The sequence below is a fragment of the Leuconostoc mesenteroides subsp. mesenteroides ATCC 8293 genome (assembly GCF_000014445.1).
Classification (GTDB): domain Bacteria; phylum Bacillota; class Bacilli; order Lactobacillales; family Lactobacillaceae; genus Leuconostoc; species Leuconostoc mesenteroides.
In genome coordinates, this window is the sequence record NC_008531.1 from 1,955,524 (window position 1) to 1,972,527 (window position 17,004).

At 34.8% G+C, this 17,004-nt stretch carries 19 protein-coding genes; 4 read left to right on the plus strand and 15 right to left on the minus strand.

The genetic code is table 11. The features are described from left to right. Nucleotide 1: 1 nt before the first annotated feature. Nucleotides 2-313, minus strand: a complete 312-nt coding sequence (locus LEUM_RS09660; RefSeq protein WP_011680511.1) for a hypothetical protein — start codon at nucleotides 311-313, stop codon at nucleotides 2-4. A gap of 332 nt (nucleotides 314-645) precedes the next feature. Next, on the minus strand, nucleotides 646-990 hold the full coding sequence (locus tag LEUM_RS09665; protein ID WP_010281504.1) for a hypothetical protein: 345 nt from the start codon (nucleotides 988-990) through the stop codon (nucleotides 646-648). 135 nt (nucleotides 991-1,125) lie between these two features. Between LEUM_RS09665 and LEUM_RS10775 the strand changes: the two genes are divergently transcribed. Next, nucleotides 1,126-1,287, plus strand: coding sequence for a hypothetical protein (locus tag LEUM_RS10775; RefSeq protein ID WP_010281505.1), 162 nt, complete (start codon nucleotides 1,126-1,128; stop codon nucleotides 1,285-1,287). 337 nt (nucleotides 1,288-1,624) lie between these two features. Here LEUM_RS10775 and LEUM_RS09670 read toward each other — a convergent pair whose 3' ends face one another. The 11 genes from LEUM_RS09670 to ulaG all read right to left on the minus strand — a co-directional run bounded on the left by LEUM_RS09670 (nucleotide 1,625) and on the right by ulaG (nucleotide 10,964). Then, nucleotides 1,625-2,458: a hypothetical protein gene (locus tag LEUM_RS09670; protein WP_011680513.1), complete on the minus strand. Its 834-nt coding sequence runs from the start codon at nucleotides 2,456-2,458 to the stop codon at nucleotides 1,625-1,627. A gap of 155 nt (nucleotides 2,459-2,613) precedes the next feature. Beyond that, complete coding sequence (locus tag LEUM_RS09675) at nucleotides 2,614-3,123, minus strand: Zn finger protein (RefSeq protein ID WP_010290205.1); 510 nt, start codon at nucleotides 3,121-3,123, stop codon at nucleotides 2,614-2,616. A gap of 449 nt (nucleotides 3,124-3,572) precedes the next feature. Beyond that, nucleotides 3,573-4,430 carry a hypothetical protein gene (locus LEUM_RS09685; protein WP_011680514.1) on the minus strand — a complete coding sequence of 286 codons (858 nt, stop codon included), beginning with the start codon at nucleotides 4,428-4,430 and terminating at the stop codon, nucleotides 3,573-3,575. A 143-nt stretch (nucleotides 4,431-4,573) separates the two neighbouring features. Then, nucleotides 4,574-4,942 (minus strand): hypothetical protein, encoded by a 369-nt coding sequence (locus tag LEUM_RS09690; RefSeq protein ID WP_010280076.1) that lies wholly within the window; start codon nucleotides 4,940-4,942, stop codon nucleotides 4,574-4,576. Between the two features lie 346 nt (nucleotides 4,943-5,288). After that, entirely contained in the window at nucleotides 5,289-6,017 is a 729-nt protein-coding gene (locus LEUM_RS09695; protein ID WP_011680515.1) for an L-ribulose-5-phosphate 4-epimerase, read from the minus strand. Between the two features lie 2 nt (nucleotides 6,018-6,019). Beyond that, nucleotides 6,020-6,883: an L-ribulose-5-phosphate 3-epimerase gene (locus LEUM_RS09700; RefSeq protein ID WP_011680516.1), complete on the minus strand. Its 864-nt coding sequence runs from the start codon at nucleotides 6,881-6,883 to the stop codon at nucleotides 6,020-6,022. Between the two features lie 2 nt (nucleotides 6,884-6,885). Then, nucleotides 6,886-7,524 (minus strand): 3-keto-L-gulonate-6-phosphate decarboxylase UlaD, encoded by a 639-nt coding sequence (locus tag LEUM_RS09705; protein ID WP_011680517.1) that lies wholly within the window; start codon nucleotides 7,522-7,524, stop codon nucleotides 6,886-6,888. Between the two features lie 10 nt (nucleotides 7,525-7,534). Then, the gene (locus LEUM_RS09710; RefSeq protein WP_011680518.1) at nucleotides 7,535-7,840 is read right to left on the minus strand and encodes a PTS sugar transporter subunit IIB; all 306 of its coding nucleotides are present in this window, start codon (nucleotides 7,838-7,840) and stop codon (nucleotides 7,535-7,537) included. A 36-nt stretch (nucleotides 7,841-7,876) separates the two neighbouring features. Further along, nucleotides 7,877-9,388, minus strand: coding sequence for a PTS ascorbate transporter subunit IIC (locus tag LEUM_RS09715; RefSeq protein ID WP_011680519.1), 1,512 nt, complete (start codon nucleotides 9,386-9,388; stop codon nucleotides 7,877-7,879). A gap of 13 nt (nucleotides 9,389-9,401) precedes the next feature. Then, complete coding sequence (locus tag LEUM_RS09720; RefSeq protein ID WP_011680520.1) at nucleotides 9,402-9,878, minus strand: PTS sugar transporter subunit IIA; 477 nt, start codon at nucleotides 9,876-9,878, stop codon at nucleotides 9,402-9,404. Between the two features lie 12 nt (nucleotides 9,879-9,890). Next, nucleotides 9,891-10,964: an L-ascorbate 6-phosphate lactonase gene (gene ulaG, locus LEUM_RS09725; RefSeq protein ID WP_011680521.1), complete on the minus strand. Its 1,074-nt coding sequence runs from the start codon at nucleotides 10,962-10,964 to the stop codon at nucleotides 9,891-9,893. A 220-nt stretch (nucleotides 10,965-11,184) separates the two neighbouring features. Between ulaG and LEUM_RS09730 the strand changes: the two genes are divergently transcribed. The 3 genes from LEUM_RS09730 to LEUM_RS09740 all read left to right on the plus strand — a co-directional run bounded on the left by LEUM_RS09730 (nucleotide 11,185) and on the right by LEUM_RS09740 (nucleotide 14,603). Next, the gene (locus LEUM_RS09730; protein ID WP_010285658.1) at nucleotides 11,185-12,696 is read left to right on the plus strand and encodes a BglG family transcription antiterminator; all 1,512 of its coding nucleotides are present in this window, start codon (nucleotides 11,185-11,187) and stop codon (nucleotides 12,694-12,696) included. After that, entirely contained in the window at nucleotides 12,686-13,507 is an 822-nt protein-coding gene (locus tag LEUM_RS09735; RefSeq protein WP_010285656.1) for a Cof-type HAD-IIB family hydrolase, read from the plus strand. The genes LEUM_RS09730 and LEUM_RS09735 overlap by 11 nt, the downstream gene beginning before the upstream one ends. A gap of 139 nt (nucleotides 13,508-13,646) precedes the next feature. After that, entirely contained in the window at nucleotides 13,647-14,603 is a 957-nt protein-coding gene (locus LEUM_RS09740) for a DMT family transporter (RefSeq protein WP_011680522.1), read from the plus strand. A gap of 123 nt (nucleotides 14,604-14,726) precedes the next feature. Here the strand turns inward: LEUM_RS09740 and LEUM_RS09745 are convergent, their stop codons facing one another. Beyond that, nucleotides 14,727-16,082, minus strand: coding sequence for a PH domain-containing protein (locus LEUM_RS09745; RefSeq protein WP_242824523.1), 1,356 nt, complete (start codon nucleotides 16,080-16,082; stop codon nucleotides 14,727-14,729). Between the two features lie 88 nt (nucleotides 16,083-16,170). Further along, nucleotides 16,171-16,662, minus strand: a complete 492-nt coding sequence (locus LEUM_RS09750; protein ID WP_011680524.1) for a PH domain-containing protein — start codon at nucleotides 16,660-16,662, stop codon at nucleotides 16,171-16,173. Between the last annotated feature and the right edge of the window lie 342 nt (nucleotides 16,663-17,004).

The following is a 17,004-nucleotide window of genomic DNA, read 5'->3' on the forward strand; positions in this document are numbered from 1 at the left end:
CTCAGTCACCCATTTTGTTACGATTATATCGCACTGCGAATAAAAACGTAACAACTGCAAATGTTAGTGAAAAAAAATCATCAGAGTGATTTGTATAATTATCAAATTGAATATTTAAAATTGGACCTAATAGGAATGTCAAGCATTTTAACGTCAAAGAAATAATAACAACGATAAAAGAAAAACAACCACTTTTTAAAATAATCATATGTTTTCTTTCATCACCTTTTCTTAATAAAGATGCTACAATTCTTATGTCAAAAATAAATACTACAATCCCTATTATCCATAATGCAAAATATCCTTTATTCATAAATTTCTCCTCAGCTAATGTAAAAAAGATTTAACATATATAATATAGTATATTATATTTAATAATGTCAAATGTTTTTGACATTATTAAAGTCGTTATCGGCCACTATATGTCACTTTTTTTGCCGATCACTTGCGGGCACGAGCCTACCCATATCCGAATTATTTATCCCCCACAATACCGTTATTTATATTACTTTAAACGTGTTTTAGACTGTTGTGGTGCAAAATAAAAATCAAATGATGATGAGATTGAATTATGGACCACTTCATATTCTTTATTATGTTTAATGCTCAGGCACTCTACTAGTTTAACGAGTATGAGTGCTTTTTTTATTTAACTTCAATTTCTAACAACTCTTGTAAATCTTTTGTTGTTGCTGGGTTAGCTGTTTTATAGTCGAATCTTTTGCCTTTGAGAGGACTGTTGCCTTCATATTCTACTAAATCAAACCATACACGTCCTGCATCATCACCAGTTAAATGATACCCTGCTTCGTCACCTAAGCTATAATCATCTACAACCTTTTGTTGATACATAGCAACAACGTGAGTAATGTTTTTCTTGATTATTGTGTCAAGGTTAATACGCCAAGCACCTGAAACACGATCTTTTAGCCACCCTGTTTCATTCTTGATCTCACTCAACTTAATGATGAGTACTCTTTCTTTATTCATATCCGTCTCCTAAATTATTTTATTAGTAAATCAATGGTTTACTATTCCATATATTTATAATACATAATTGAATAATTTAATGCAACTTTATATGATAAAATAATTTAAATAAATGTTTTTTGGGGGAAGAAAGCTATGAAGAAGTGGTATGAAGAGAAACAACATAAAGACATGTTATTTTATGGCGCTATGATGTTAATGGTTATCAGTCCATTTTTAGAGGGGTTCGGGATAATTACATCAATGTTAGCAGTATTTATTGCTTTTTATAGTACTGACGATGATGACGAGTCTTAATTGTCCATATAAGGCTGTTAGATACGTTTTATAGTGTTCATTCATAATTTATATTAAATTATATTTATAACGCCTTAGGATTGATCGTATTAACAAAAATTTTACTGTAGACACATAAAAAGCCCACAAATTAATGTGAGCTTATTTTTTACCTTTTTTATCCAGCTTTTTTATAACATAAGAACTAGTGAATCCAATAGAAAAGTATAGAATAGTCCAAAGCCAAAGCAATTTAGGATAATTACTATACAGTATTCTCAGTGGAATCATTAAAATAGCAACTGGAATCATTACCTGTAATAAAGTTTTTTTCATATATTACAATTACATCCTTTGCTTATTCACAATAAGTCAAATTTCCATGCTTGTAAATACCTATCCAACCATTTCCGTTGCCATCAAATAGAGAAGCTAATCTGGTACCGGGATTTGCTAGTGTTGCCAAATATCCAATACTAAATCCTGCAGTGTTAGCCACAGCGGAACTTGCAGCACTAGCTGTGATTCCTAAAGCACCAGCAATTACCTCAGGCAAAACAGCAACTATAGCCGCAGCAGTAAGCCCACAAACAGCTGTATCTACAGTATATGCAAAGAATCTGGCGCCTATAGCTACGCCTGTATAATGCCAAAAACTACTAGCAACAGCCTCAGTGCCATTATTATTAGCTAAGTCAAATACATGTGTTTCTGTTGTATACTTCGCCGTTTCTGAATCAAACGTTGTCTTAATAACAGTTAATTGAACACCATTATTAATTACTGACACATCAGTTTTAGATTCAGAATCTGAGACTTTAATACCAGAAACTTTTTGAGTTTCAGTATTAATAGCAGTTTCAATTTCTGCTGAATCTACCTTTTTTGTACTAGTAGTTACATCATCAGAATTAGAAATTTGATTAAATGAATTATCTGCTTTATTAGTGCTTTCAGTAGATGTCTTAACAATTCCAGAATCTTTTTGTGTTTGTTTGTGAGTATACTCACCATTCTCAGACACAGCTCTTTTTTCCGCTTGTTTTAACGTTGTAGCTTTAGAACCGCTGTAATTCCCCTTAGCTAGTTCGTTAGCACTTACGTTATAAAAGCTTGAAATACTTGGAGCTGTTGCAGTTACAATAGTTCCAGCAGCAATTAAACCTGCTGTTAATTTTAATGCTTTATTCATGTATTTTCTCCCCCATGAATAATATTTTTATAAGCATGGATACTATTTAAACATGAATGATAAACGTATGTCAACACATTTTGTGAAATTGATTACTTTTAATATAAAAAGCCCCTACTTAATTGTAGAGGTTTTATAGTTACTAATATACGCATTTATTTCTTAATTTCCATTGTCTTACCGCAGTTTAAACAGACAAATGTGTTTTTCTTTCCCTTCTTACCAGCAAATCCAACTGCACCACCCGCAATGAATCCTAATCCACCAGTCATAACACCTAATCCAACTGAACCAGCTACCGACTTACCAAATGAATATTTCTTTGAGTTGTCACCAGCTAATTGGAACTCATGACCACCGCACTTCTTGCATGTTAATTTATTTTGCTCTTGTAGTTTAGCCTCATGTTCTTGTTGCTTAATTTCACGTTCGGCTTGTTTTTCTTCTTTAATTTCTGCTACAGCTTGTTTTAGATCTGTATCAGCTGTTATACCTAAACGCTCACGCTTTAATGTATCAAGGGCATACTTACTGGCTTCAGGGTTTTTGAATCCCCATTTCCCAGATTCCCAAATCGACATTGCGTTATATTCGTCCCAATTAAAGTTTAGACGTTCTTCTGTTTCTAAGCTCCGATATTCAATTGCTGGTGTTTGTTGCGCCATTGGTTTTCCTCTTTTTCTTCTAAGTGTACTCTACTATATTAATTTTTATAATAATCAAACTAAATTAACACAAAAATACGATCTACATAGACAAATATCTTTAATTTTCCATATAAGGGCCATACAATTTTTTAAGGCATTATAGTAATTTTTATAACGCCTGAAAATTGATTATATTGAAAAAAATTCCAATATAGACACAAAAAAGCCCACAAATTAATGTGAGCTCACCAGTAAATGGCATTTATTTATCATTTTTTCTGAAATATTTATCACTAATAAAATTAACTATAGGCGATAAAATTACAAAACCAACCACCATGTAAACAATATCCCAAAACCAAAACGGTGTGCCTAACATATCAGGGAACTTTTTTAAGATATATGACAATATAGATATCACAATAAAATTTTCGAATAAATGATTTTTCAAAATGATATACCCCTATTTATTGAGTCATATAAACAGAATCACCCGTTCTATCCGTTTTTGAATATACTCCAACCCAACCATTTCCATTTTTATCTAAGTTATATGCTATATAAGTACCAGGATTAAGTTTTTGGGATGCATAACCAAAACCACCTGCTAAAGAATATTGTTGAATCTTATTAACTGTGCTCACAGAAACACCTAAAGCACCAGCAACAACGCGTGGTAGAGCGATAAACGCAGCTCTACCAGTTAATCCAGAAATACCTAAGTCAATTGCTGTAGCTAGGACATCACGACCTACAGCAATTCCAGTGTATGAAAAATACCCATAAGCTACATTAGTTGCAGAACCATCATTATTGGCTATATTCAAATCAAACAATCTTTGTTCCGTAGTATACTTACCAGTGTTTTCATCGAATGTAGTCTTGTCTACTGTCAAATGTTGCCCATCATTCATAACAGTTACAGTTGTATTATCTTCTGAATTAGTAACCTTAACACCTGCTACCTTATTATCTTCATCAGTAGTGGCAGTTGTTACTTGTACATCTCCTGCTGACTCAGATTCTACGGTTGTCTCTGATGAATCAGCAACTTGATTAAACTTTTCCTCAGCTACATCAGTATTTTCATTAGAAGTTTTCACTACTTTAGCATCTTTTTGCGTTTGTTTGTGAGTATACTCACCATTTTCAGACACTGCTCTTTTTTCAGCCTGTTTTAACGTTGTAGCTTTAGAACTGCTGTAATTCCCCTTAGCTAGTTCGTTAGCACTTACGTTATAAAAGCTTGAAATACTTGGAGTTGTTGCAGTTAAAATAGTTCCAGCAGCAATTAAACCTGCTGTTAACTTTAATGCTTTATTCATGTATTTTCTCCCCCATGGATAATATTTTTATAAGCATGGATACTATTTAAACATGAATGATAAACGTATGTCAACAGTTTTTGTGAAATCAATTACTTTTTTATATATAAAAAGCACCCTTTGGGTCATAGAGATTTTTTGAATTAAATTCCAGGTAATTTATTTTCTAGTTGATATGTTTGTGTTAAATACTTGGCAATTGGGTATAAGTCATCAATGTACATAATTGCCAAACCATTTAATACCTTAATAATAATTACATCATTAACATTTTTAAATATTTCTGGCTCTATTTTCTGATAAAATGCTTTAAAATCAGCTATGGTATATTGACTAATGTCATTATTATGTACTAACATATGTGTTCTTGTTAATACATTGGAAAAAGTTTCCTCAGTACCTCCAAGGTCTTGTATAACAAGTGCTATTGACACTGGTCTTATATACGAATCCCCTAGAAATGTTGCCATTTCCATTAATATTTGTCCTTGTAATCTAACATCTTCAAACATTTATATACCCCCAATTAATAAGCTAATATTACACTTTAACCCACTTGCAATACCGCGATGCTTGTTATCTTCCATACTTCCTTGCAAACCTCTAAATTTTGAAATCTAAAGGCTGTATTCTGCACTATGTTCACAATATTTTCACATAATTCATTTTTTTATAAACATGAATACTATTAAACCTCAATGGTAAACGTTTGTCAATGATTTTTTAAATTAATCATTACTCCTTTGGAAGGTAAGCTATTTTACGAAACCTAAAATGAACCCGCTAACTTTACGAACATTTAATTTGTTCAAGTTAGCGGGTTCATTTTATTGATTTACGTAGACCTTTTTTATTATATTAGGCGTGCGTAATGTGATTTTTTGACTGTGTTGATGACTGACCATAATAGGCATTATCACCGTGCTTCCTATAATAATGTTTGTCTAACAAGTATTGCGGAACATGAATTTCTGATCTTGTTGACTGCAAAGCATGGTAACTAATTTCTGCTGATACTTCGAGCACTTTAGCATTGTATACGGATTTTTCTGGAGTCGCGCCCCATGTAAATGGGCCATGTTGACTGACCAAGGCAGCAGGCGTCGCGTCGGGATCAAGCCCACGATGCTCAAACTCTGATACAATAACTTTCCCAGTATTTAGTTCGTAGGCCGTCTTAATTTCCTCTTCACTTAGGGCCGGTGCACAAGGAATATCCCCATAAAATGTATCAGCATGCGTTGTGCTGACAGCTGGGATGTCCATTTTTGCCGCAGCAAACGAAACGCCCCAAGGTGAATGAGTATGCGTGATACCACCTATATTTAAAAAGTGTTGGTAGAGATAGGCGTGTGTGGGCGTGTCACTAGATGGATTGAGATTACCTTCTACAACTTCTCCGTCCAAATTAACCACAACCATATCGGAAGGTTTTAATTGGTCATACTCAATGCCAGAGGGTTTTATTACAAATAGCCCTTTTTCACGATCAATGCCTGAGACATTTCCCCATGTAAATGTTACTAATCCTAATTTAGGCAACGCCACATTAGCCTTATAAACTTCATTTTTAAGCTTTTCTAACATAATTACACCTCGATTAAAATTCCAGATTCGGTTAGTAAATCAACTATAAAATCATGAGCGTTCTCAATTTTATTAATGCAATCGCTCTCCTTTTCAGACCACATTTCAATTGTAAATGTACCCTGATAATCTAGTCGTCTTAACGTCTTAAATAATCCTAAGAATCCAACATTTCCTGTTCCAAAAGGTACGTTTTTAAATTTTCCTGGTGTATTTGACGTAACAGCTAGCGTATCTTTAACATGTATAGCAATAATACTGTCTAATCCTTCTGTCAAATCCTCTCCTGGATTATTTTCAGGCCAAGCTGAAATATTACCTAAATCTGGATATGCCTGAAGCCAAGGTGAAACAACGGATTTCTTAATCTTCTTCACCTTAGCAATCGAATTAATAAAAGTGTCATCCATTGTCTCAATGGAAATCATAACCTGGTTTTCAGCTGCAAAATCAACTACCCGCTGCAAGTTTTCAATGAAATTTTCACGTGTTAACACTGTCTTAGAACCATAATACTCATCATATCCAGCAATCTGTATGTTCCTGATTCCTAGGTCTTTAGCCAAGATAATTGCTTTCTTACACATGTTATATGCTTGAGTGTATATTTTTGGATTCTCAGATCCGAGAGGATATTTTCTAAGCGCGGACAGCATCATTGTATCAATTGGTATGCCTGTTTCATACACATCTCGAACTAACTGAAACCGTTGTTCCTTATTCCAATCTAAGCGTTTAATACGTTCATCTGTCTCATCAATTGAGATTTCTACAAAAGAGAATCCATGTTTTTTTGCTAAATTGAGTTTATCTCGCCAAGACATCTGAAAAGGTAATGACTTCTCGTTAATTCCAAGTTTTGCCATCGTTACGCCCAATACTTTTTAATCTCATTTTGAAAATCTTGGGCTGTCTTAGCAGGATCCTTTTGCCCTGTAATTGCACGACCAGCAATAAATGTGTATACGGGAACGCCTTTGAATAATTTAATCGTATCGATATTTAGTCCACCTGTAACAGATACTTTGAACCCCATATCCACAAAACGTTTTACAATGTCCAAATCTTTTTTACCCCAAACCTCTCCTGCTAATAATGCGTCTCGGCTTTGATGATAAATGACTTGTTCGATACCAATTTTTTGCCATTCTTTAGCCCGGTCCCAGTTCCATGCTGAATAGAGCTCAACTTGAATGCCATCCAACACAGATTTAGCTGATTTCATTGTTGCAATTGTAGCTGAATCAATTACTGTCATCAGGTCAGCCCCAGCATCCTTAGAATTTTGTGCGACTGTCGACCCCGCGTCAGCACATTTTGTATCAGAGGCAATAATCTTATCTGGAAACATCTCTCGCAGTACGCGAATGGCTTGCTGGCCTGCTTGTAATTCTAGAATTGTCCCAACTTCTACAATATCGACAATTGGTCCTGCTAGATGAGCAATTCTTGCTGCATCTGCCAATGTATTTTGATCTAAGGCTATTTGTAAATTAGGTTTTGTCATTATCATATCCTCACTTTTTATATTTTTCTTCAAAATCTGTTTCATCAATGATGCGTTGGGTGATTTCTTTATCGCTCATAACATTCTTCACACCAACGACCGTCACACCTTTTTTACTGGCATCTTCAAACATACTGACAAAGTTTAAAGGTGTGAAAACTGCGTCATACTGACTTGCTGTCGACTTTCCTTCAGCAATACTTGTATGATTAATCTTACTGATTGGAATACCTAGTTTTTTCATTGATTTTTCAACACTCTTCATCATCATCAAACTGGTACCCGATCCATTGGCACAAGATACTAAAATATTCATAATAATTTCTCCATTTCTTTTTAATTACAAATTGTTTTATTCAATTCCCTTATTTTCTTTATATGCATCGTAATCCTCAACCATTAAGAAATAGTTTTTTGGATCTTTACGATATTCTAGTTGAGGAATCAAGAGTAAGATTGCCGCTACCAGCACTACTCCAAAGTAACCTAAGTATTTCAAAATAACTGTAAACACTGGCCAAACCGTATCCCAATCAAACATACCCAAGTAACCACCAAACTTAGACATACCAATCCATGTTGAAATTAGCGCAGCGCCAACTACTTGAATAATGCCTGAGAAGAAGGGTAATATCATCGCCGCTTTTGCACCCGCACGATTATTGGCAATAACACCAAAGACCGCATTATCGAAGAAGAGGGGGATAAAACCAGCAATTATAATTGTTGGTGAATGAAAGATCATCAATGCACCAATAGCTAAGAATTGACCCAATGCACCAAACAAGAAACCGATTGTTACTGCGTTTTGTTCTCCAAAAGCAAATGTTGCTGCCACATCAATTCCAGGCACAGAATTTGGCAAGATTGTGTCACTGATACCTGTAAAGCTTTCAGTTAATTCGCCAACGAAGGTACGAACCCCTAGTTGTAAAATTGCCAAATTGACAGCAAATCCCAATGATGTAGTCAAAATGTAGAAGAAGAAACTAGTTCCTTGGGCTAATCCTGAAGTCCCCTTACTAGTAATAAACAATTGATGGAAATAGTTTTCTCCTAACACAACCATGATGATTCCAAAGAACAAGAACATCAGGATAGCCGTTGCTACCATGTTTTCATTGAATATTCTCAAAAACCCAGGAAGCGTTATATCTTCTAAACGTTTTGCTGATTTAGTCTTGCTTTTATCAGAAGACTTTTTCATTTTGTCGGAAATCCACGCAACCAAAGCAATTCCAAACATTTGCTGATGCGCAATGGCAAATCCGCCACCATCTGTAAGTTGTTGTGTTGCTTTGATGGTCATATTCGATCCAACCGCCCAATATAAACCGAGTAACACGCCCATCACCAGCAGCACTTCAATTCGTCCTAAGCTAGGAATGGCAAAGAGTAGAATCCAGAATGCTGTCGCAGCTTGTTGCACTTGAACATTTCCTGTTGTAAACACTGCTCGTAATTTTGTATATTTTGAAAATCGAACGAGCAAAATGTTAAAAACAAATGCAATCAACAACAGAATCATCACATCACCAAACGAACGGCCAAATGTTTTCTCTAATCCATCCGTAACAGCATTTTGACCAAAATACGGATCAATTACTGTCGCTGTAAGATGAAAACGATCTTTCAAACCTGTTAAAATCGGACGAAAACTGGTTACTAATCCGTTTGACCCCACTATCAAAATCATATAACCAATCGTGGCTTTTAAAAACCCAGCCAAACTTTCATACCAAGGTTTCTTTTCCAACATATACCCAATCAATACAATGAAACCAATCATGTATGCTGGCTGAGTTAAAATATTATCAGCAAAGAATTCCCAAATTTTTAATATTCCTGCTAGTATGCTATCCATTTTATTCTCCTCATTATTCTGCAGGGATACTCTCAAAATGATTCATAACTTGATTAAAATCATCTAGTGTTTCGATATTAGATAACGCTTCAATCATGCCATCGGTCATTAATAAAGCCATCAAATTTTGAATGTTTTCTAAGTGTTGTTCTTCGTTTTTAGCAGCCAGTGTGAAAAATAGTTTTCCTTGTTTTTCTGGATTTCCTTCTTCAAAAGACACCATCTCACTGAATTTAGCGAAGCCAATACCTGTACCTAAAACACCGGGTCCAGTAGCCAATGCATGTGGCATTACAACTCCTGGAACTATCACAATATACGCACCATTGACTTCGACGTTTTTGATGATTTCATTTATATAAGCGTCAGTGATAATTTCTTTTTCCTTTAAATTTTCACTGGCAATACGTAGTGCTTCACGCCAATCTTGCGGTGTCTCATCATAAATACGTACCAAATCATTATCATGAAAATATTTAAGCATCGTCATTTTATTGCTCCTTTAGAGGAATGATGGGAATGGCACATCATTGTCCGTTGAAAAGACATCTGAAAATCCTCGATCATAATGGTATTGGATTTCATCCTTATCTTGTGGAAATGTATAGCTCCCGCCAACCTTCCATACAAATGGATGGAACTGATAATTAAGCGTGTCCTTCTTCATTTGCCAAAGTTTTACAATTTCTTGTGGATCAGCATCAAAGTTAGACCAAATATCATAGTGAACTGGAATAACCACCTTTGCCTTTAGATCTTCTGCTGAACGAAGTACATCAATTGACGTAACCTTATCAGTAATTCCTCTTGGGTTTTCGCCATAATTAATAATTTCAACATCTATATCATTTTCATTACCATGCTTAGCAAACATATTAGACATATGGGAATCAGCCGCATGATACAAATTGCCACCAGATGTTTTAAGTAAGTAGTTCACTGCAATTTCGTCCATATCCTGTGGTAAAGCACCTTTAATTTTCACATCTGGCTCTACCGTTAATAAAGCTGTGCGATCGAAGGCTTCTAAAGCTTTAATCGTTACCGATTTTACCGTGACCTCATCCCCTGGATGAACTACAACAGTACGATCAGCTGGCACACCCCAACTTTCCCAGATATCAACGACTGCCTGAGGCCCAATAAATTTTGTTTCGGGGCTACTATTTTGTAGCACAGCTGCTGCTGTATTAATATCTAAGTGATCTGAGTGGATATGTGTTACTAGGAGCGCATCTACGTTCTTTATAGCATATGGGTCAATAACAAATGGTTGCAAACGTAGATTGGGTTGCATTTTTTGAACACCACTCATTCGCATCATCTGGTGCCCTTTTTTCATTAAACCGGACCCATGCGATTGTTTTCCAGTACCGTTCCACAAATCTACTAAAATGTTGGTATTTTCGTGTGTTTTAAGCCAAACACCATTATTGGCCAGCCACCACATTCGGAAATTATTTTCCGGTACTTGTGATGCTTCAATTTCTTCGTTTAACCAAGTTCCCCACTCTGGAAATGTATTCTCTATCCAGTTTTCACGTGTTGCTTCTTGAACATTCTTTGCTTTTACCATAGTATTTAAACCCTTTCTATAAATAACTAAACTTTAAATGTATGCGCTTACATTATTTGCTACAACTCTATTATTAAACATGATAAAATAAAAAAACAGTCCCATTCCGCCACAAAAAGAGCGCTCTAATGAGACTGTTTACCTTCTCTTCCACATTGTAAAATAAACATAAACTAGGGATGATATTATTTGTTCACATATAGGAGAGGAACGATTAAAAATGCAAGTGTCAAACATGAATTATGCGAAATTTATTAATTATATAGCCACACAAGAACTATTACCAAACGTACAGACCATGGCAAATCGTTTGAACTTGTCTAGCCGTAAAATTTATTATCTACTTCAGGCAGCGAATTCCGATTTACGTTCATCAAACCAACCTTTTCTTGTTCCAAGCACAAAAATTTCAGATTCTCAAATTTCTGTATTAAAAAATAAGCTATCACACGCGCCATCCGATGAATACCTTACTTCGTATGAACGGCAGCAGATCATGGATATTTGTATTGCCCTCCCCTTAAAAAAATGGACTCTATCTGCATTTCAATCTTTATTTGATGTATCCAGAAATACCGTATTACGCGATATCGCAGATTTAAAAAAGAGAAAAAAATTTCGTCCTGAATTTTCTAAGAAAAATGGTTTTGAGTTTAAGGAACCTCGCTATGATTTATTAGTCCATGCATATAACAGTCTGATGCTACTGCAAAGTCACAGAAACCCGCTTAACTACTTTATTCACTCACTAGATGGAGAACCCTCTCACTCCAAATTTTTACTAGTCAGTGAAAAATTGAAAAATATGTACAAAGATTCTTTGGAAAAAAGTATCTCTATTTCTAATGCATTGACACTCACTATTTTTTCTGTTGTTTCTTCAATGTATAGTAGCCATCATCCTATTACTGAAGAAATGCTGTTCAATGATTCTGATATTACATCATTTACAAATCGGCGAGAACATAATATCATTCAAGACTATGCTCTTGTAGCAGAAACTAATTTTTCGATTCACATACCAACTTCTGTGAAACTATTTTTAACACTACAACTTCTTAGTGTTACCAAAGAGCAGGATGATCACTTTAGCTCACACTCGTTTCAAGACCTCTTGATTCTAAGTGAGCACATTGTTGATGCTTTTATGACTATTTCTCACATCACCAGTAAAAATACTGAAAGAAAAATACTGATCCGAGAAATACAGACTCAACTCAAACCGTTTTGGTACGCTGTTCGTTATCAGAATATTACTGTCTACGAATATTTATATCACGAACCACTTTTTGAAAAGTATGTTGTAGAATCCCTAAATCAATTAACTGATAGCGCTTTATATAACCATTTATTTCCTTACGGTTTGCTTCCAGATCAAATCAGTGTTCTAGCCATGATATTCTACAATTTCAGCCTATCTCAGCAAAAAGAGACCAAACTGAACATATTGATGGTTACATCCCTGCCAATATACAGCCAGAACTTATTTAAAACTGTCATTAAAAAAAACAGTACTGTCCCATGCGCACTGACTATTCATGCGCTAAATAGTTTTGATAATTCATCAAACAATGTCAATCAATTTGATTTAATTATTACTGAATCTACCGAAATCAGTACCAAACAACCAACATTTCTAATCGACAGTGAATTGAAAGAAAGTGAGTTCGATCGTCTTAAGACTGTTATATCACAAATCAATCCTATGGAGAAAATAACAAATGACAAATAAAATAAAAATGATTGCCCTAGATATGGACAATACGCTGCTTATGCCAAATAAAACCTTATCCGAAAGGAACATAAAAGTTCTACAAAGTCTACACACTATGGGAAAAAGCATAGTGCTGACCACTGGTCGCCCATTCCCCAACGTGCAGCCTTTCCTTTCACAACTGCAATTGAATCAAAATAATGATTACGCCATTCTATTTAACGGAGCAATTATCAAAAACATATATACAAATCAAAATCTAATCAATCATGTCTTTACTCTTTCAGACGTTGATGAAGTGTTTAACTTAATACATAATATTCGTTTGCCAATTGACCTTGTTACGCAAGACAGCGTATATTCTATTAAAGATTTTGGAAAATCTGGGTATGTTGAATTAGTAGGGAAACTTATTCCTTATTCAGAAAAACTTTTATCTGAATTAACTCCAGATCTGATGTTTAATAAGTTTGTCGTCTGCGCCACGGACGCAGAGTTAAATTATTTAGAAAACGTTCTCCAACACACGCCCATACTAACTAAAAATATAAATTTTGTCAGATCAAGAAGAAATTTATTAGAGTTTGTTCCAAATAAGGTTAATAAGGGCGCTGCATTATCAAAACTACTCAAACAGTTGTCATTGACTCCAGATAATTTAATGGCCTTTGGTGATGAAGCAAATGATTACTCTATGTTGAGCTTAGCCAGAGTTTCAGTAGCTATGGATAATGCCATCCCATCGATTAAAAAAGTATCAACAAACATTACTAAGAGCAATGCAGAAGACGGCGTAGCTGAATTTTTGGAAAGTTATTTTTCATTGTAGTAGTTATAAAATTAATCAATTTTCTCTCTCAATCGAAATTCTTGACAAAACCATACGATTTTCCTAGGATAATATCTATGTTGATTAAATCATATGTATCTTATGATTCAGATATTTCTCAGAAAGTGGTGAAACCGTCATGCCTTTATTTATTCTTGGATTAGTCATTGGTTTTGGCTTGCCTATACAAACCGCAGTTAATTCCAAACTTCGCAGTGTGCTTGGTTCTGCATTTAATTCTTCGTTAGTTTCATTTGGTGTTGGAACACTTTTTCTAATAGCTGTAACACTAGTAACTACTCATTCTCCCACGATTAGTGGTTCCTTTTTTTCAACTGAACCTTGGTGGATTTGGATTGGTGGTGCGCTAGGTGTCATCTATTTAACCGGTAATATTGTCTTATTCCCCAAATTAGGTAGTGTCCAAACTGTCATTATGCCAATTCTTGGTCAAATTGTCATGAGTATGCTCATTGATAATTTTGGTTGGTTTTACTCTAAGCAACATGATTTTACTTGGTTTAGAGGAGTGGGCGCCCTACTAGTTTTAGCCGGCGTCTTTCTTTCTGTTTCATTAACACAACTAGTATTAAAGCAAAAAAACAGTCCAAAAGAAGCAACTTCACAAAATAATGAGTCAAACTACATAAGATTACCTTGGCAATTTCTGGGATTTGTAACCGGTATGCTTAGCGCTCTCCAAACAGCTATTAACGGTCATTTAGGTAAAGTAATTAACTCCTCACTTAAGGCAGCTCTTATTTCATTCTTAGTCGGGTTCGTAACACTGCTTATTATTGTCTTAATAAATCACTATGCTCATAAAGCAAAACAAGCTATCCAACTTTCACAACAACCTTGGTGGATTTGGGTCGGCGGTATCATTGGGGCTCTATTTGTCTTAGGAAATGTTTATCTAGTGCCTTTACTAGGTACTGGATTGGTAGTTGTCATTGTCTTAGTTGGCCAAATTGCTGGCAGTTTATTCGTAGACCAATTTGGGTGGTTTGGAGCTAAGAAAAATCCCATTTCAGTCATTCAACTTCTGGGTTTATTTTTCATGGTTGGTGGCGTTATGTTAATTAAATTCTTTTAAAAAGTAAATACAATTATTCACCAACTTAAAATAAAAAATATAAAAACGTAAAACACCTATAAGTGTTTTACGTTTTTTATTAAGTGTCGACAAAATACATTCTGACATTGTCTATTGCAAAGTTCAAAGTCCCGTATTCATCCACTGTTTAAAATGATTAACCGTACTTTGTGGTACATATCGCAAATGAATAATATGATGCCCATTGCCATCCCTTACAATGACATCAAGGTGTAGTGCTTTTTTTCTAAAAACTGTTATGAACCCGCTTTCTCGCACCCCTTGAATTTTATCACGACGAATATAATAACCTTCCTTGCTAAAACCATCGCTTCGCTGTATATACACTAATTCTTGATTAAAACCAAGCTTTTGCTCGGTAATCGTCAGTGTGTTCTTCAGAATTAGTATAGCTGTTATCACCATCATGATGATGAAGAATAGCAACATATATGATCTTTGCAACATACTTGGAAAATAAAACATGACAACCGAAATTACCAAAGTCATTATAAAAATGTTGCGCAAAACACTGAAACGGACCTGATACCAAGCCGCTTTATCAATATTACTCACTTGCCAATGATCTACATCAAAATCAATAGACGTTAAGACCTTTTTTAAAGTGGTCATGATTTTATCTATTGACGCCACAGGAATCAGAACCGTTTGGGCATCTTTTTCATCCTGACTCGCCGAAAGCAACACATTAACACTCACTAATCTTACCAAACGCCTTAACATTGTTTGACGAAGTTGTATCGTTTGTATTCTATTAAGTTTTAGTTGCATCGTTTTATGCGCTAAAAACCCACGTGAGATATCTAAATGATTGTTCTGATGTTCAATTTTAAAATTAAAATATCGATTAAATATTCTGAAAAAACCGATAAATATACCAACAATCACGGTTAAGACAAAAAGAATACAAAGTCCTGTCACAGATTGATGATTAAAGAAATCTTCAAAACTCGATTTTAAATTCTTTGGTAACATCTCATCAACTTGAGACCAAATCGTGAATAATACGACAACGCCACCTAACCCACCCAAGGATGTCAACGCATAGACGATCAATTCCTTTGTGGTCACCTGATATTGAAGCTTCGTTGTTTCAATTGTCTCAAATTCTTTCTGAATACTATTTTGAGCAACCCGACGTTTTTGTTCAATTAGGTTAGCTTGTTTTATAGTTAATGCATCAAAAATCACATCTGGTTTTCCTTGACCTGACGTATCAATTTGCATGCGCACAACATGAAAAGGTTGATAGTAAAAAGGTATCGTACGCGTTATCGTTTGAATTCGTTCAAATGGAATGTGCAGCTGATTTTTATTGAAAATACCTTTTTTTACAGTTAATTCGTGTTCATCAAACTCAAAGATAAAGAAAAACCACTGTACCCAAGCGCTTAGCAACAGAAGTAATAAGGTAACAATCACAATGATAGGAAAATATGTGAATCGGCTCTCATTCATATTGAATAGCCCCAAAAGAGCCGGCCATATAATCAATTTTATATTAGTTAACAAATTTATAAAAACAGCAAATAGACTTTGGTGTTGTTTAATCATCGGAAGCTACCTCACGTGCATGTAAAGCAGCTATTACCAATTGACCTCGCATTTTTTTTGCGGTCAATTCCTCAATTTCTCTAATCTTAAAACCATGTGCAGCAGTTTTGATTGACAAGTCCATTAATTTGAACTGGCGTAAAATAGGTCCTTGTGTTGTATCAACATTTTGAATACGATTTAAGGGAATAGTTTCTACTTTTCTAAATACAAATCCTCGATAAATATAAACCGCATGGTCATCTATGTAGTAACGCCTAAAATGGTAAAAATAATTAATCAACGCCATATGAATAAGCGGTATCGACACAACTATTAACATGAAGACTAAAGCAATATTTGTATAAATATCCCTTTTCGATTGTAAAAAAAGGATATAGACAGTGGCTAGTCCTATAAATGTAAACAAAAACCAAATGACATCATGGATCAACCAAACGAATTTGGCTGTTTTGGGTAATTGCACCGCATCTTCTGGTATCATATTCTTCCCTCGATCACTCTAAAATTATAATATTTAGTTTATCAAAGCAATTTACCGAATGCAAAAAAGTGACATCAATTTGAGACTTCAAATCATTGAATTACATCGGTTTACGATACTCGTTCATCAACATTTAAACCATCCTTGCATGATTATACGTTTTTCCTCTATATCTTGTATAACCTTGTTGGAACTCTGATGACATCAGTTCTCACAAATCATGGCTCATTCAGAATGGTACTGTCCACCATTTAGTATAATCTGTGTCGTTAAAAATATGTTCTTCATAACATTACCATCCACAATATATACGTGACAATGTTCCCATACACCTATTTCACA

Bases quoted from the DNA above. Each gene is read 5' to 3' on its own strand.
- LEUM_RS09660 (WP_011680511.1), bottom strand. From the start codon at position 313: ATGAATAAAGGATATTTTGCATTATGGATAATAGGGATTGTAGTATTT.
- LEUM_RS09665 (WP_010281504.1), bottom strand. From the start codon at position 990: ATGAATAAAGAAAGAGTACTCATCATTAAGTTGAGTGAGATCAAGAAT.
- LEUM_RS10775 (WP_010281505.1), top strand. From the start codon at position 1,126: ATGAAGAAGTGGTATGAAGAGAAACAACATAAAGACATGTTATTTTAT.
- LEUM_RS09670 (WP_011680513.1), bottom strand. From the start codon at position 2,458: ATGAATAAAGCATTAAAATTAACAGCAGGTTTAATTGCTGCTGGAACT.
- LEUM_RS09675 (WP_010290205.1), bottom strand. From the start codon at position 3,123: ATGGCGCAACAAACACCAGCAATTGAATATCGGAGCTTAGAAACAGAA.
- LEUM_RS09685 (WP_011680514.1), bottom strand. From the start codon at position 4,430: ATGAATAAAGCATTAAAGTTAACAGCAGGTTTAATTGCTGCTGGAACT.
- LEUM_RS09690 (WP_010280076.1), bottom strand. From the start codon at position 4,942: ATGTTTGAAGATGTTAGATTACAAGGACAAATATTAATGGAAATGGCA.
- LEUM_RS09695 (WP_011680515.1), bottom strand. From the start codon at position 6,017: ATGTTAGAAAAGCTTAAAAATGAAGTTTATAAGGCTAATGTGGCGTTG.
- LEUM_RS09700 (WP_011680516.1), bottom strand. From the start codon at position 6,883: ATGGCAAAACTTGGAATTAACGAGAAGTCATTACCTTTTCAGATGTCT.
- LEUM_RS09705 (WP_011680517.1), bottom strand. From the start codon at position 7,524: ATGACAAAACCTAATTTACAAATAGCCTTAGATCAAAATACATTGGCA.
- LEUM_RS09710 (WP_011680518.1), bottom strand. From the start codon at position 7,840: ATGAATATTTTAGTATCTTGTGCCAATGGATCGGGTACCAGTTTGATG.
- LEUM_RS09715 (WP_011680519.1), bottom strand. From the start codon at position 9,388: ATGGATAGCATACTAGCAGGAATATTAAAAATTTGGGAATTCTTTGCT.
- LEUM_RS09720 (WP_011680520.1), bottom strand. From the start codon at position 9,878: ATGACGATGCTTAAATATTTTCATGATAATGATTTGGTACGTATTTAT.
- ulaG (WP_011680521.1), bottom strand. From the start codon at position 10,964: ATGGTAAAAGCAAAGAATGTTCAAGAAGCAACACGTGAAAACTGGATA.
- LEUM_RS09730 (WP_010285658.1), top strand. From the start codon at position 11,185: ATGCAAGTGTCAAACATGAATTATGCGAAATTTATTAATTATATAGCC.
- LEUM_RS09735 (WP_010285656.1), top strand. From the start codon at position 12,686: ATGACAAATAAAATAAAAATGATTGCCCTAGATATGGACAATACGCTG.
- LEUM_RS09740 (WP_011680522.1), top strand. From the start codon at position 13,647: ATGCCTTTATTTATTCTTGGATTAGTCATTGGTTTTGGCTTGCCTATA.
- LEUM_RS09745 (WP_242824523.1), bottom strand. From the start codon at position 16,082: ATGAATGAGAGCCGATTCACATATTTTCCTATCATTGTGATTGTTACC.
- LEUM_RS09750 (WP_011680524.1), bottom strand. From the start codon at position 16,662: ATGATACCAGAAGATGCGGTGCAATTACCCAAAACAGCCAAATTCGTT.